We start from the raw sequence: 15,092 nt of genomic DNA, 5'->3' as shown, positions 1-15,092 counted from the left end.
GTGGGCCGCCTCACGGCCACAAGTAGAGCACACAACTCAATTGCGCACAACTGAATTACCCGCAAGAGCTATATCCTGGAGCCATGACCGCCACCCCGTCCCCTGCCCCTGCCCCTGCCCCCGAGGCCGACTGGCTCCACCTGGACCGCCAGATCTGCTTCTCCCTGCACGCCGCGTCCCGCGCCTTCAACGGCGTCTACCGCGTGGCCCTCAAGGACCTCGGCCTCACCTACCCGCAGTACCTGGTGATGCTGGTGCTGTGGGAGCACGGCGACCTGCCGGTCAAGAAGCTGGGCGAACACCTGCGCCTGGACTCCGGCACGCTCTCACCGCTGGTCAAGCGGCTGGAGGCGGCCGGCCTGGTCCGCCGGGAGCGCAGCGCCCGCGACGAACGGTCGGTGGAGGTGCGGCTGACCGAGGAGGGCGCGGCGCTGCGCGAGCGGGCCTTCCAGGTGCCGCGCCGCATCGCCGAGGCGACCGGCTTCGACCTGGAGGAGATCAGCGAGCTGCGCACCCGTCTCGACCGGCTCACCACCGCCCTGGACGCAGCCGCACTGGACGGGCCAGGCTGCCCGTAGCCAGGGTCCTGCGGACGTAGAGCCGCAGCACCACACCGTCGCGCGCCCGTTCCTCCCGCAGCGCGAACAGGCCCTGCACGAGGCCCAGTTTCGCCCGGTCGGTGGGGTCGCCGGGGTACCAGGGCGAGCGGACGAAGCGCCGCTCGGCGACGACCCAGACCCGGTCGAGCCCGGCCAGCCTGCGGCGCAGCAGGTCCGGGTCCACCTCACGCCCGTACAGCGTGCCGGACGCGGGCGCGCCCGCCGCGAGCGCCACGTCCCGGACGCCGCGGAAGCCCGCCGGGTAGGCCAGCGCGGTGCTCCGCGCGTGCGACGGCAGAAAGAGCACGGGGTCGCCGGGGCGCAGTTCGCGGGCGGCGTCCGTGGACATGGCGGCGAGGTTGTCGGGGCGGTGGTCCGGGGAGCGGTCCTGGCGGAGGACGGGCAACTGGTGGGTGAAGGCGAGGGCGACGGCGAGGACGCCGGCGAGGGTGAGGAGGGGGGAGGGGACGCGCAGGTTCTGGAGACGGATGCGTCCCAGCGGTCCGGCCGTACGGCGGATGCGTCCCAGCGGTCCGGCCGTACGGCCGATGCGTCCCAGCAGTACGGCAGTACGGCCGATGCGGCCCAGCAACTCGGCCACCCGGTCCGCCCCGGCCGCCACCAGCAGCGGCGCCCCCGCGAGCGCGTACAGCACGTACCGGTCGACGTAGAGCGGGGTCAGGCGCGAGGCCAGCATGAGGACCGTCGGCGGCACCACCGCCAGCGGCAGCGCCACCCCCGCACACGTCAGCTCCCCGCGGCCGCCCACGAGCCGCGTCAGCCCGAGGGCCGCCAGGGCCAGGCAGGCCCAGTACACGCCGGAGGTCGGTCCCGCGAACTCCCGCAGCAACGCCCCCGCGGTCTCCATCGTCGGCTCCCGCACCCAGGCCAGCTGCGCGGACTGGGCGTGCGAGATCACCACCATCGGCAGCAGTGTCAGCGTCACGGCCCCGGCCGCGCGGCCCCAGCCCCGCCACACCCCGGCCGGCACCCGGGCCAGCGCGAGCGTCCCGGCGTGGGCGAGCAGCAGCAGGATCGCGAGTTCGTGCAGCCAGCAGGTGACGCCGAGGACCGTGCCGTACGCCCACCAGGCCCGGCCGCCGGCCGGCACCGCCCGCACCAGGAGCAGGGTGGCCCCCGCCGCGCCGGCCGCGACCAGGGCGTAGGAACGGCCCTCCTGTGCGTAGTGCCCGACCATCGGCGTGACCGCGTACAGCAGCCCGGCCCACAGTCCGACGCGGAGCCGGGCCAGCCGGGTGCCGAGCGCGGCGACCAGGCCCGTGGCCAGTGCCGCCGCGCACACCGACGGCAGCCGGAGCAGGACCTCGCCGGGGTGGAGGGCGAGGACGGCGTGCATGAGCAGGTAGTACACGCCGTGCACCGCGTCGACCCCGTGCAGCAGGCGCCAGATCTGCGGCACCGTGCGCCGTGCCACCTGGAAGGTGACCGCCTCGTCGCGCCACATGCCGCCGCGGTCGAGCCCCCACAGTCCGAGCACGAGCATCACGGCCGTGGGAACGGCCACCGCCGCCCCGCGACGGACACGACTCGACTCCGGGTTGACCAGGGGACGAAAGTTCACCACGGCCCGATCTTTTGCGATTAGCCAATGTTTGGTGAGTATTGACGGCGTATCGACATGAATAGTCCATCCTCGCGGCTTACGCTCCCAGGGATGAACCGCCGACTGCTCTCCCTCGCCGTCGTCTGGCTGACCACCCGTGCCGCGATGCTGTGGCTGCTCGCCCACAACTCCGCTCTCCTCCTGGGGCGGGGCTCGGTGGCGCGCGAGGTGTGGCGGCTGTACTTCAACTGGTACGAGACCCTGTCCCGGGGCGCCTTCCCGGCGCACGACAAGCTGTGGCAGTACCCGCCGGGCGCGGGCGCGGTGCTGCTGGCGCCGGGGCTGCTGCCCGGGCTGACCTATTTCCAGGCGTTCGTGGCCCTCACGCTCGCCGCCGACGCGCTGATCGCACTGGCGCTGGCCCGCGCGGGTACCCGGCCCGGCCGCAGCCTGGGCGGGGCGGCGCTGTGGGTCGGTGCCCTGCCGCTGCTGCTGCACGTGCCGCTCGCGCGGTACGACGTGCAGGTCACGGCATTCGCCGTCATCTCCCTGTTGGCGTTGTCGCGCTCCCCGCGCGGGGGCGGGGTGTTCGCGGCGCTGGGCGGGCTGGTGAAGGTGTGGCCGGCGCTGGTGCTGCTCGGGGTGCCCAGGGGGCGTGCGACGCGGTCGGCGTGGACGTGGGCGGCGGGTGCGGGGGCGCTCGTCTTCGGGATCCTCGCCGGATTGTTCAGCAATCCCCTGGCCTTTGTGCGCCAGCAGGGGAACCGGGGCGTCCAGATCGAGTCCCTCGGCGGGACCGCGCTCAGCCTCGCCACCCACGCGGGCTGGCCCGGCCGGGCCCGCTACCGGTACGGCGCGGTCGAGCTCCTCGGCCCGCACGTCTCCGCCGTTGCCGACGCCTCCCTCGCGCTCACGGCGGTCGCCTTCGCGCTGCTGGTGCTGTGGCGGGTACGGGCCCGGCACTGGACCGAGGCGACGCCCTACGACGCCGCGCTGTGCGCCGTACTGCTGTTCACCGTCACCAGCCGGGTCATCAGCCCGCAGTACATGATCTGGCTGATCGGACTGGCCGCCGTCTGCCTCACCTCCCGGCACACCGTCCAGCGCCCGGTGGCCGCGCTGGTGGTGGCGGCGAGCGCGGTCAGTGCCGTCGCCTATCCCACGCTCTACCGCGAGGTCATGGGATGCACCTGGACGGGCTGCCTGCTGATGCTGCTGCGCAACGGGCTCCTCACGACGGCCGCCGTGCTCTCCCTCACCCGGCTGTGGCGCTCCACCCGGCCCCCGGTCGCGGAGATCCCGCCCCTGACTGAACCCCGCTCCTCCTCCGGTCGTCTTCCACATCGAGCGCTGAGCCCCCATTAGCGGATGAATACCCATCGTTCCTATGATTCCGTTACATGTCCGCCATACCCCCGGACCTCGCGCAGCCCCCACAAGTCGGCGTGGTCGTCATCGGGTACAACGACGCCGGCCGTGTGACGGACGCGGTGCGTTCCGCGCTCGCCCAGGGGCCGGCCGTACGTGAGGTCCTGGCCGTCGACGACTGCTCGACGGACGGCAGCCCCGAGGTGCTGGCCCGGCTGGCCGCCGGGGAGCCGCGGCTGAGGGTGCTGCGCCGCCGGGTCAACAGCGGCGGATGCGGCAGCTCGCGCAACACGGGGCTGGACGCGGTCACGGCGCCGTACGTGATGTTCCTCGACAGCGACGACGTACTGCCGCCCGGCGCGGTCGACGTGCTGCTCGCGGCGGCGACCGGGGCGCGCGCGGAGGTGGCGAGCGGGCTGTGCGTGCGCCGGGAGCTTCCCTCAGGGCGCGAACAGCCATGGCAGGCGCGCCTGCACAAGGCGCACTCCGTCCTCGCGCGCCCGTCCGAGCGCCCCCGCCTGGTCCACGACACGCTCTGCGTCAACAAGCTCTACCGCACCGGTTTCCTGCGCGAACACGGCATCCGCTTCCCCGAGGGCCGCTTCCTCTACGAGGACTTCGTCTTCACCGCGCGCGTGCTGGCCGCCGGGCCGCGCATCGCCCTGGTGCCGGACCCGGTGTACGTGTGGCACGTGCGCCGTTCGGCCGACCGGCTGTCGCTCTCCCTGGACCGGGCCGGCATCGACAACTGGCGGGCGCGGACGGCGGCCTGCGCGCTGGCGTACGAAATCCTGCTGGGCGCGGGGCAGAAGGAGCTGGCCCGGGCGGCCCGCGCCAAGTTCCTCGACCACGAACTGCGCATGTACGCGGGCGAGCTTCAGGAGCGGGACGCGCACTACCGGCGCGCGTGGTGGGCGCACACGCGGGCGTACCTCGCCGCGTACGACGCCGCCGACTGGGAGCGCGGCCCGGCCGCGCCCGGCCGGCTGATCGCACGAGTCGTCCTGGAGTCCCCCGAACCCCGCGACCTGCCCCGCCTCAGGGAGCTCGCCGCCCGCCCGGCCCGCCTGCTCCCTCCCTACGCCCGGGCCCCGGACGGCACCCCGGTCTGGTCCGCCGGCCTCCCGCAGATCACCCTGGCCCCCTTGCTCACCTGCCCGGTCCGGCTTCTCCCGTTCGCCGTCGACGCGGAACTGCGCCCCCGCGCGCGGGAGACGCGTGTGCGGTTGCGGCTGCACGACCTGTACGGCCGGGTGGCGCACGCCGGGCCGGAGGCGGTGGACGTGGAGTGGCTGCGGCGGGAGGACGGGCGCCCGGCCCAGCGCCGTACCTCCGCGCTCGTACCGGCCGCGGGCGGCGCCTCCTGGACGGCGGAGGCGTCCGTCGACGCGGGCGCGCTCGGTCCGGGCACGTGGGACCTGCGGCTGCGTGTGCGCTTCACCGGCGGCGCCCACCGCGAGGTGACGGCGCACGCCGTCGCGGGCGCCGGTCCGCTGCGCCCGCGCGCCCTGCCGAGCGTCCGGCACGGCCTGCTGCTGGTGCGGCCGTACGCCACGCGCTCCGGAACGCCGGCACTGCTCGTGATCACGGGCATACGGGGAGCTTTCGGGCTTTTCCGCGAACGGCTGCGTCGCCTGCTTCACTGAGAAGTGGCGCCGGGCGGGCGGGCGACCGACGCACCGCCACGGGCCACGGAACGAGGGGACGGCCACATGACCTGGTTGATCACCGGCGGCGCCGGTTACATCGGGGCGCACGTCGTGCGGGCGATGACGGAGGCGGGGGAACAGGCCGTGGTGTACGACGACCTGTCCAGCGGCATCGCCGGCCGCGTCCCGGAAGGGGTCCCGTTGGTGGCGGGCTCCACGCTGGACGGCGTCCGGCTGGCGCGCACCCTGGCCGAGCACTCCGTCACCGGGGTCGTCCACCTCGCGGCCAAGAAGCAGGTGGGCGAGTCGGTGGACCGCCCGCTGCACTACTACCGGGAGAACGTGGAGGGCCTGCGGGTCCTGCTGGAGGCGGCGACGGCGGCCGGAGTCGCGTCCTTCGTGTTCTCGTCCTCGGCGGCCGTGTACGGCATGCCGGACGCCGCGCGCCACGGGGAGCTGGTGACCGAGGAGACGCCGTGCGCGCCGATGTCCCCGTACGGCGAGACCAAGCTGGCCGGTGAGTGGCTGGTGCGGGCGACGGGCCGGGCCACGGGGCTGTCCACCGCGTCGCTGCGCTACTTCAACGTGGCGGGCGCGGCCGGCCCGGAGCTCGCGGACGCGGGCGTCCACAACCTCATCCCCATGGTCTTCGAGAAGCTCTCGCAGGACGCCTCGCCGCGCATCTTCGGCGACGACTACCCGACCCCGGACGGCACCTGCGTCCGCGACTACATCCACGTGGTGGACCTGGCCGAGGCCCATGTGGCCACCGCCCGTGCCCTCCAGTCCTCCCCCGGCATCGACTTGACCTTCAACATCGGCCGCGGGGAGGGAGTGTCGGTCCGCGAGATGATCGACCGCATCAACGCGATCACCGGCTACAACCGCCCCCCGACGGTCGCCCCCCGACGCCCCGGCGACCCCGCCCGCGTCGTCGCCTCCGCCGACCGCATCGCCGTCGAACTCGGCTGGGAGGCCAAGTACGACGTCGAGGACATGATCAGCTCGGCCTGGGAGGGCTGGCTGCGACTGCACCCGGAGGCGGCCCGCTCCTGAGGGCCCACCTAACGGCCGACACCCTTACGCTGCCCGGGTGACCGATTCCCTCCGCGCCGAGCGCGCCGAGCGCGTCGAGCGCGTCGAGCGCGCGGCCGGCGCCGTCGTCGGCTCCGCCGTCGGCGACGCTCTGGGCGCCCCCTTCGAGTTCCGGCCCGAGGGCGCCTTCTCCGCCCGCTTCCCACAGGCCGGGCAGGGCGGCGAGATGTGCGGGGGCGGCGGCTGGGACCCCGGCGAGGCGACCGACGACACGCAGATGGCCGTGCTGGTCGCCGAGTCGCTGCTGGAGCTCGGCGGACTGGACCTCCCCGACGTGTTCCGGCGGTTCCAGCGGTGGGCCGCCGCCGATCCGAAGGACATCGGCCTCCAGACGGAGGCGGTGCTCGGCAGCGGCGACCCGTGGGACCTGGCGGCGGCACTGCATTTCCAGAGCAGTGGGCGTGCGGCCGGGAACGGGGCGTTGATGAGGGCGGCGCCTTCCGCCGTGCGCTTCGCCGCCCTGGGGCGGGAGGCGACGATGGACGCCGCCCGCCGTCTGGCCGCGCTCACCCACGGGGACCGGGCGGCCTGGGAGGGCACGGCCGTCTTCCACGAACTGGTGCGGGTCGCCCTGGACGGAGGCGATCCGCTCGCCGCCGTACCGGAGGCACTGCGGTCGGTCCACCCCGATCACCGGGAGCGGTACGCCGTCGTCCTCGCCCCCGGCTGGCACCCGGATCTCGCCACCGAGTTCAACGGAGCCGTCTGGCCCTGCCTCGGCTCCGCCGTCCGGGCGCTGCGGACCACGTCCACGTACGAGGACGCGGTGCGCGCCGCCGTCGACCTGGGCGGCGACACGGATACCGTGGCGGTCGTCACCGGCGGCCTGGCCGGAGCCGTCCACGGCATCCACGCCGTACCGACCCGCTGGACCGAGGTCCTGCACGTGCCGCTGCCCGGGTTCGACGGGCGGGTGCTGAGCGCGGCGGACCTGGCGGGACTGGCCCAACGCCTCGTCATAGGTCCGGCGCAGGTGAGCGTGTGACTCAAAGGGCCTTGAGGGCCGCCGCCGTCGCCTTGGCCAGTGCGGGCAGGTAGCCCTTGGGGAGTCTCGGGCTGCGGATGACGACGGAGCGCCAGTACAGGGGGCCGGAGATCAGGTCGAGGGCCAGTTCGTCGTTGATGCCCGGGCGGAGTTCGCCGCGCTGTTCGGCCGCCGCGATGATCTTGCTGGCGACGCCCTCCTGACCGTCCCGCAGGGCCTTCTGCATGGCCTCGGCGATGTCGGGGTTGCGGGCCGCCTCGGCCTGGAGGTCGGGGATGATCTGCGAGGCGACGGGGTGGCGCAGCGCGCGGGAGGTCAGCTCGTACAGCAGCCGCAGGTCGCCCTCGAGGGAGCCGGTGTCCGGTACGGGCAGGCCCATCACGGCGAGCGCCGAGACGACGTCGAGGACGAGGTGCAGCTTGGAGCGCCAGCGACGGTAGACGGCGGTCTTGCCGACACCGGCGCGGCGCGCGATGCCCTCGATGGACATGCGCGCGTAGCCGCTGGCCGCCAGTTCCTCGAAGACGGCCGCCCGGATCGCCTCGGTCACGTCCTCCCGGAGTACGGCGGCCCCGGCGGGGGTCCGTCGGCGCGGACGCGTCTGGGGCTCGTCGGCGTTCGTCGTCATACCGTCCAGCATAGGGCGTTGCGACGAAACGGTTGCGTTCCGACGTCGATTGGGCCTACTCTCACGTTGCGACGATACGGTCCCGTCCCGACGTAAGAAAACGTGAAGAGACGCGTAAGGAAACGCCAGGCGACGCGGACCCGGCAGCCCGGACGCACGCACCCCCCTCCCCCCGAACGAAAGCAGCGGATGTGAGCCAGGTTCTCCACACACCGCCCGCGACCGCGGTCCCGGCCGACGACGACCTCGCGGCCCTGGCCGCCCGGCACGGCCTCACGGTCAGCGGCGCCCGCCCCTCCCTGCCCGAGTACGTCCGCCAGCTCTGGGCCCGGCGCCACTTCATCGGCGCCTTCGCCACCGCCAAGCTCACCGCCCAGTACAGCCAGGCGAAGCTCGGCCAGGTCTGGCAGGTCATGACCCCGCTGCTCAACGCGGCGGTCTACTACTTCATCTTCGGTGTGCTCCTGGGCACCAAGCACGGGGTCCCGGACTACGTCCCGTTCCTGGTCACGGGCGTGTTCATCTGGACGTTCACGCAGAGCTCGATCATGTCGGGCACCCGGGCCATCTCGGGCAACCTCGGCCTCGTACGGGCACTGCACTTCCCGCGGGCCGCGCTGCCGATCTCCTTCTGCCTCCAGCAGCTCCAGCAGCTGCTGTTCTCGATGGCCGCGCTGGTCGTCATCCTGCTCTGCTTCGGCATCCCGGTCGCCGCCTCCTGGCTGCTGGCGATCCCGGCACTGTGCCTCCAGTTCACGTTCAACGCGGGCATGTCGATGATCATGGCCCGGATGGGCGCGAAGACCCCGGACATCGCACAGCTGATGCCGTTCGTGCTGCGCACCTGGATGTACGTCTCCGGCGTCATGTGGAGCATCGACAAGCTCACCAACAAGGACCACCTCCCGCACATCGTGACGGTCCTGCTGGAGACCAACCCCGCCGCGGTCTACATCGACCTGATGCGCTTCGCGCTGATCGACAGCTTCCACGCCCACCAACTGCCCCCGCACGTGTGGGTGGCGGCCACGGGCTGGGCCCTGCTCGCCGGGGTCGGCGGCTTCATCTACTTCTGGAAGGCTGAGGAGACGTACGGCCGTGGCTGACAACGTGAACGACACCCGCATCCCCACCGTCATCGCCGACGGGGTCGACATCGTCTACCGGGTCAACGGCACCGGCGCCGGACGCGGCACCGCCACCGCCGCCCTCAACCGAATGCTGCGCCGCAAGCAGGCCGAGAAGGCGTCGGGCGTCCGCACGGTGCACGCGGTCAAGAACGTCTCGTTCGTCGCGTACCGGGGCGAGGCGATCGGGCTCATCGGCACCAACGGCTCCGGCAAGTCGACGCTGCTGAAGGCCGTGGCCGGTCTGCTCCCGGTGGAGAACGGCCACATCTACACCGACGGCCAGCCCTCCCTGCTCGGCGTCAACGCCGCCCTGATGAACGACCTGACCGGCGAGCGCAACGTCTACCTCGGCGGACTCGCCATGGGGATGACCCGCGAGCAGATCAAGGAACGGTACGACGACATCGTCGACTTCTCCGGCATCAACGAGAAGGGCGACTTCATCACCCTCCCGATGCGCACCTACTCCTCCGGCATGTCCGCCCGCCTGCGCTTCTCCATCGCCGCCGCCAAGGACCACGACGTGCTGCTGATCGACGAGGCCCTGGCCACCGGCGACGCCGCCTTCCGCAAGCGTTCCGAGGAACGGATCCGCGCGCTGCGCGAGCACGCCGGCACGGTGTTCCTGGTCAGCCACAACAACAAGTCGATCCGCGACACCTGCGACCGGGTGCTGTGGCTGGAGCGCGGCGTGCTGCGCATGGACGGGCCGACGGAGGAGGTCCTCGAGGAGTACGAGGCCTTCACCGGCGACAAGAAGCCCAAGGCCGCGCCGAAGAAGAAGAACCCGGAGCCGAAGGTCTCCCTCCCCTCCTGAGCTCCCCCGGCCGGCGCAACCAGGTCCGCACCTTTCATCCCATTGGTGGGACTATGAACTGAAAAGTGCGGCCCCGGTGACGTCGAGGCGAAGGAGTCCCCCGCGATGCCCGAGCTCAGCGTCATCGTCTACGGGCCGAACACCCAGGGACACCTGACGGCACTCCTCGACTCCCTGGACGCCCACCCGCTCCCGGACGCCGAGGTGATCGTGGCCGCGGTCGGCGACTGGGCCCGGGAGACCGCCGAGGGGCACTCCCCGGAGACGGTGGTGCTGCCCCTGCCGGCCGGGACGGGCGACGCGGCGGCCCGGGCGGCGGGCGCCGCGCGGGCGTCCGGACGCTGGCTGCACTTCGTCCACGCCAAGGACGGCCTGCCCGCCGGCGCCCCCCGCATGGTCGCCGAGCGCGCCGCCGAACTGCCCGACGAGGTCGACGTCCTCCTCTTCGACCACACCACCAGCACCTGGCAGACCTCCGGCAGACCCTCCGGCGGCGGCCACCTCCTGGCCCGGGCGGGCCGCGCCGAGCTCCCTCTCGACGAGGCCCCCCACCTGCTGCGCCTGACCCCGCTGCTCGGCAACCGCGCCCTGCGCGCCGGCTTCTGGCGGGCCCACCAGAAACAGCTCGGCACCGACGACGAGCCCTGCGCGGCGTACGCGACGCTGCTGCACGCCGAACGGATCGCCTGCCTGAACCAGGTGGCGTACGACGACCGCCGGCTGCGCGCCGAGAGCCTGCCCCCCGTGGCCCCCGAGGACCGCTACGCCCTCGTCGACCGCTACGAGACGCTGCTGACCCTGGCCAAGGACCGCCCCGACACGCGCGCGGTCCTCTACGACCTCATGGTCCGCGAGCTGCTGCGCACCTTCGCCCGCGAGCCCCTGCCCGAGCCGGTGGCCCGGGAGTTCTTCCGCCGGGCCTCCCTGGCGGCGGTCCGCTGGCGCACGCCGGACCACCGCCGCCCGGCCGGCCTGGAAGGCGTCCGCCGCGCCCTGCTCGAGGAGGGCGCCTACACCCGCTACCGCGCCTTCCAGGCCGCCAACCGCACCCGCCGCGCGACGAAGGCGACGCTGCGGAGCCGAAGGCGGCAACTGGGCGCCAAGCTCCGCGACCACCAGTACCGCCGGGCCCTCGGCCGCCCGGTCGACCCCGGCCTGGCGGTGTTCGCCGCCTACTGGAACCGCGGGGTGGCCTGCAACCCGGCCGCGATCGCCGCGAAGCTCGCCGAACTCGCCCCCCACATCCACCCCGTGTGGGTGGTGACCAAGGAGAACGTGCCGCTCCTGCCACCCGGCACCGACCACGTCGTCCCCGGCACCCGCCGCTACTGGGAGGTGCTGGCCACGGCCAGGTACCTCACCAACAACGTCAACTTCCCGGGCGCGGTGGTCAAACGGCCCGACGCGATCCACCTCCAGACCCACCACGGCACCCCGCTCAAACGCATGGGCCTGGACCAGATGGAGCATCCGGCCGCCGCCCAGGGCATGGACTTCGCCGCCCTGCTGGCCCGCATCGACAAGTGGGACTACAGCGTCTCCGCCAACAGCCACTCCACCCGCATGTGGGAGCGCGCCTACCCCTCGCGGTACACCTCCCTCGACTACGGCTATCCGCGCAACGACGTCTTCCACACCTGCGACGCCGAGGGCGTACGGGCCGTCCGGGACCGCCTGGGCATCGCGCCGGGCCGGCGGGCCGTCCTGTACGCCCCCACGCACCGCGACTACGAGGCCGGCTGGACCCCCCGCCTGGACCTGGCGACCCTGGCCGACCGCCTCGGCGAGGACACCGTCCTGCTGGTGCGCGGCCACTACTTCTACGGCGGCTCGGCCTCCCCGCTGGCCGGCCTGCGCCGCACCGGGAGGGTCGTCGACGTCTCGGCGTACGACCCGGTCGAGGACCTGTGCCTGGCGGCGGACGCGCTGGTCACGGACTACTCGTCGATCATGTTCGACTACGCCTGCCTCGACCGCCCGATGGTGGTCTACGCCGACGACTGGGAGACCTACGCGACGACCCGCGGTGTCTACTTCGACCTGATGGCCGAACCGCCGGGCCAGGTGGCCCGCACCCAGGAGGAACTGGCGGAGATCCTCACCACGGGCGCCTGGCGGGACGAGGGCGCGGCGAAGGCACGGGCCGCCTTCCGGCGCCGTTTCTGCGAGTACGACGACGGGCGCGCCGCCGAGCGGGTCGTGCGGCGGGTCTTCCTCGGCGAGAGCGAGGAATCGCTGCCGCCGGTGATCCCCGTCGAGGAGCGCACACCGGCGCCGACCCCCGAGGAGGCGGCTTCATGACCCCCGTTGTCCCCCGGTACCCCGACCGTCCCGATGCCACGGTGACGGTGATCGTCCACAACGACGCGGCGCGCCTGCCCCGGGCGGTCGCCTCGCTGCGGCGGCAGACCCACCCCGGCATCGAGATCATCATCAGCGACGACCACTCGACGGACGGCACGCCGGCGGTGGCACGGCGACTGGCGGCCGAGGACCCCCGTATCCACTACCTCCGGCTGCCGGAGAACAGCGGGGGGTGCAGCGCCCCGCGCAACCGCGCCCTGGAGATCGCCCGGGCGCCGTACCTGATGTTCCTGGACAGCGACGACGAACTGCCCGCGAACGCCGTCGAACTGCTCCTGGCCGCGCACCGAGAGCGCCGGATCGACTTCGCGATGGGCGCGGTGCGGCGCATACGGGTGGACAACGGGCGCCGCTCGACCTGGATGCCGCACCTGGTCGCCGAGCGCCGCACGCTGCGGGGCATCGAGGCGGACCCCCGCCTCCTGTTCGAGCACCTGGCGACCAGCAAGATGTACGCCCGCTCCTTCCTGGACCGGCACGGCTTGCGCTTTCCCGAGGGCATCCACTACGAGGACCAGTTGTTCTCGGCGCAGGCGTACTGTCTGGCGAAGTCGTTCACGATCATCCCGCAGCCGGTCTACCACTGGTACATAGACCCGTACGCGGACGCCGGCGCCGCCTCGATCTCAAACCAGCGGCACAAACTCACCAACGTCCGCGACCGCGTCCACGTCCAGCGGCTGATCGACGAGTTCCTCACCGAGAGCGGGCACGAGTCGCTGCGGGAGGACAAGGACTACAAGTTCCTCAAGCACGACTTCCGGATGTACGCCGGGGACCTGCCGTACCGGGACGAGGAGTGGCTTGCGTCCTTCGCCCGGATCGTCACCCCGTACCTCGACTCGCTCGAGCCCGGCGCGTACGCCCGCCTCCCGCGCCCGGAGCGCGTCGTCCTCCAGCTCGTCCGCGACGGCCGCCTGTCCGAGGCCCGGGAAGCCGCACGCGGCCTGGGCCACGCGGTCGCGCCGAGACAGGTGACACCCGGTCCCGAGGGCGACGCCACGTACTGGGGCGACCGCGTCCCGGGGACGATCCGGGCCCGCCGCGAGCTGGACGTGACCGATCTGGACCTGGACGCGCGTCCCTTCCCCAGCGCCCTGTTCCGCCATGAGATCACGCAGCTCACCCCCGGCCCCGGCGCGTCGCTCGACCTGACGATCCGCACCTACGACCCGGGACTGCGCCTCCCCGTCGGCCCGCAGCGCGCCGCCCTCCTCCTCAGCCCCGGCCGGCGCCGGCTCACCCTTCCCTTCCGCCTCGACCCGGTGCGCCCCGGTGTCTTCGAGGGACAGGTCCGCTTCGACCTGGCCGCCGCGCCGCTGCCCCTGCACGGCTTCGACGGCATCCGTCACCCTGTGCTCCGCATCGGACAGCAGGGCCTCGCCCACACGGGCGTCCTGCTGGCTCCCCCGGCCTTTCCCTCCCTGACCACCCGTACCGCCCACCACCGTCTGACGGTGGAACCGGAGGGCCGCGGCCCGGGCCGCCTCCAGGTGCGCTGGCGGCCGGCCGGCGTCACCGCTCACCTGATCCGCCCGGTCGCCCGCAGGATGGCCCGCCCGACGGTGCGACGGGTGGCGCGGCTGGTGGCCGGCGTGCTGAGGTAGACCCGGCCGGGCCGGGCGACGCCGCGCTCCCCCGTTCCGGGGCCGTACGCCACAGCCGGTCGAGTGCCAGCGGCACGCCGATCACGGGGATCAGCCACACCGGGACGTACAGCCGGTCCAGTTCGATCGCGAGCGGGTGCGCCACCGTCGTCGCGAACCCGGTGAGGCCCATGGCGATCACGCACAGGGCGACCGGCACCGAGCGCCGCCACACACCCCAGGCCCCCACCGCGAGCAGGAAGAGCAGCATGGGTGCCAGGCCCTCCTTCTGGAGCCACTGCCACCAGTAGTCGTAGTCGAGGCGGGCGAGGGCCCGCCACGGATCGGCGATCTCGGGCCGGGTCCAGTGCAGGGTGAAGGTGTCCTGGAGCGAGTCGGCGATACCGGGCAGGTCCAGGAGCACGCCCAGGGCCGGCGCGGCCAGTGCGCCGGCCGCCGAGAGCCCGGCCAGTCCGTAGGTGCCGCGGTGCCGGGTGCGGCGGACGAAGATCAGCGAGGCGCACGCGGCGGCCGCCAGGAAGGGGGCCACCAGCAGGAAGCTGGAGTACTTGACGGCGAGTCCGAGTGCGAAGGCGCCGGTGAACAGCGCGGCTCCGGGCAGGACGCGGCGTTGCAGCAGCCACACCGAGGCGAGCAGCAGCGCGGTCATCAGGGCGAGCGCCGGGCCCTCGGTGAGCGGCCGGCCGCCCCAGGAGGCGAGTGGGGTCACGTAGTAGAGGACCTGGCCGAGTACGGCGGCGGGAGGCGGCGCCCGCAGTGCGCGCAGCAGCAGGTACACGAGGAATCCGGCGAGCGTGGTGAACGCGAGTGCGACCAGGGTGAGTCCGGGCTTGGCGCCGAGCAGCGCCACGAAGGGGGCGGCGATCAGCGGGTAGGCGGGCCGGGTGTGGAAGATCTGCTCGTAGCGCGGGTCGGTGGGCGCGAGGCCGCCCGCGTACTTCTTCTCGCACGCGGCCGCGTACTCGGCCTCGCGGCCCGGTCCGCGGAACTTCAGCTGGTCGAGCATGCGGTTGCGGTGGACCAGCTTGGCCGTGTCCTCGCAGTAGGCGGCGACGGCCTTCCGGGTGGCCGTGTGCGGGGAGTCGCCGAGGAACTCGTACGCCTCGCGGGCGTAGCGGTAGGAGTCGTTGGAGAAGCGGGTCGCCGGGTAGCCGAAGACGTGCAGCAGCACGAAGGCCGCCGCGACCAGCGCCGGGACCGCCCGGAGGTGCGCTGTCACACAGCAGACCTTAGTCCGAAATGCCCCGATCAGCAGGGGGCGCCCCGAGCCGGGTCCGGCTCGGGGC

At 73.1% G+C, this 15,092-nt stretch carries 12 protein-coding genes; 9 read left to right on the top strand and 3 right to left on the bottom strand.

Features of this window, described 5'->3' with window-relative positions; genetic code table 11:
- Positions 1–83: 83 nt before the first annotated feature.
- On the top strand, positions 84–578 hold the full coding sequence (locus tag ACWGJM_RS11905) for a MarR family winged helix-turn-helix transcriptional regulator (RefSeq protein WP_453411526.1): 495 nt from the start codon (positions 84–86) through the stop codon (positions 576–578).
- On the opposite strand, the gene ACWGJM_RS11900 is transcribed toward ACWGJM_RS11905, so the two are convergent.
- Complete coding sequence (locus ACWGJM_RS11900) at positions 529–2,103, bottom strand: glycosyltransferase family 39 protein (RefSeq protein ID WP_453411755.1); 1,575 nt, start codon at positions 2,101–2,103, stop codon at positions 529–531. The genes ACWGJM_RS11905 and ACWGJM_RS11900 overlap by 50 nt on opposite strands.
- Positions 2,104–2,274: 171 nt before the next feature.
- On the opposite strand from ACWGJM_RS11900, the gene ACWGJM_RS11895 reads away from it, so the two are divergent.
- From ACWGJM_RS11895 to ACWGJM_RS11880, 4 genes are all read left to right on the top strand, one after another.
- Positions 2,275–3,528 carry a glycosyltransferase 87 family protein gene (locus ACWGJM_RS11895; protein ID WP_453411525.1) on the top strand — a complete coding sequence of 418 codons (1,254 nt, stop codon included), beginning with the start codon at positions 2,275–2,277 and terminating at the stop codon, positions 3,526–3,528.
- Between the two features lie 35 nt (positions 3,529–3,563).
- The gene (locus ACWGJM_RS11890; protein WP_453411524.1) at positions 3,564–5,177 is read left to right on the top strand and encodes a glycosyltransferase family 2 protein; all 1,614 of its coding nucleotides are present in this window, start codon (positions 3,564–3,566) and stop codon (positions 5,175–5,177) included.
- A 66-nt stretch (positions 5,178–5,243) separates the two neighbouring features.
- Positions 5,244–6,236 (top strand): UDP-glucose 4-epimerase GalE, encoded by a 993-nt coding sequence (gene galE / locus ACWGJM_RS11885; RefSeq protein WP_453411523.1) that lies wholly within the window; start codon positions 5,244–5,246, stop codon positions 6,234–6,236.
- Positions 6,237–6,273: 37 nt separating this feature from the next.
- Positions 6,274–7,260: an ADP-ribosylglycohydrolase family protein gene (locus ACWGJM_RS11880; RefSeq protein ID WP_453411522.1), complete on the top strand. Its 987-nt coding sequence runs from the start codon at positions 6,274–6,276 to the stop codon at positions 7,258–7,260.
- A 1-nt stretch (position 7,261) separates the two neighbouring features.
- On the opposite strand, the gene ACWGJM_RS11875 is transcribed toward ACWGJM_RS11880, so the two are convergent.
- The gene (locus ACWGJM_RS11875) at positions 7,262–7,888 is read right to left on the bottom strand and encodes a TetR/AcrR family transcriptional regulator (RefSeq protein ID WP_453411521.1); all 627 of its coding nucleotides are present in this window, start codon (positions 7,886–7,888) and stop codon (positions 7,262–7,264) included.
- 191 nt (positions 7,889–8,079) lie between these two features.
- Between ACWGJM_RS11875 and ACWGJM_RS11870 the strand changes: the two genes are divergently transcribed.
- The 4 genes from ACWGJM_RS11870 to ACWGJM_RS11855 all read left to right on the top strand — a co-directional run bounded on the left by ACWGJM_RS11870 (position 8,080) and on the right by ACWGJM_RS11855 (position 13,806).
- Entirely contained in the window at positions 8,080–8,994 is a 915-nt protein-coding gene (locus tag ACWGJM_RS11870) for an ABC transporter permease (protein WP_453411520.1), read from the top strand.
- Entirely contained in the window at positions 8,987–9,835 is an 849-nt protein-coding gene (locus ACWGJM_RS11865) for an ABC transporter ATP-binding protein (protein WP_453411519.1), read from the top strand. The genes ACWGJM_RS11870 and ACWGJM_RS11865 overlap by 8 nt, the downstream gene beginning before the upstream one ends.
- 105 nt (positions 9,836–9,940) lie before the next feature.
- Positions 9,941–12,136 carry a CDP-glycerol glycerophosphotransferase family protein gene (locus tag ACWGJM_RS11860; RefSeq protein ID WP_453411518.1) on the top strand — a complete coding sequence of 732 codons (2,196 nt, stop codon included), beginning with the start codon at positions 9,941–9,943 and terminating at the stop codon, positions 12,134–12,136.
- Positions 12,133–13,806 carry a glycosyltransferase family 2 protein gene (locus tag ACWGJM_RS11855; protein WP_453411517.1) on the top strand — a complete coding sequence of 558 codons (1,674 nt, stop codon included), beginning with the start codon at positions 12,133–12,135 and terminating at the stop codon, positions 13,804–13,806. Before ACWGJM_RS11860 ends, ACWGJM_RS11855 begins: the two co-directional genes overlap by 4 nt.
- Here the strand turns inward: ACWGJM_RS11855 and ACWGJM_RS11850 are convergent.
- The gene (locus ACWGJM_RS11850; RefSeq protein ID WP_453411516.1) at positions 13,715–15,025 is read right to left on the bottom strand and encodes a hypothetical protein; all 1,311 of its coding nucleotides are present in this window, start codon (positions 15,023–15,025) and stop codon (positions 13,715–13,717) included. The genes ACWGJM_RS11855 and ACWGJM_RS11850 overlap by 92 nt on opposite strands.
- Between the last annotated feature and the right edge of the window lie 67 nt (positions 15,026–15,092).

Source organism: Streptomyces sp. NPDC054834 (assembly GCF_053611185.1).
Note: the sequence above shows the minus strand (reverse complement) of the source record. Positions and strands in the feature narration are given on the sequence as shown.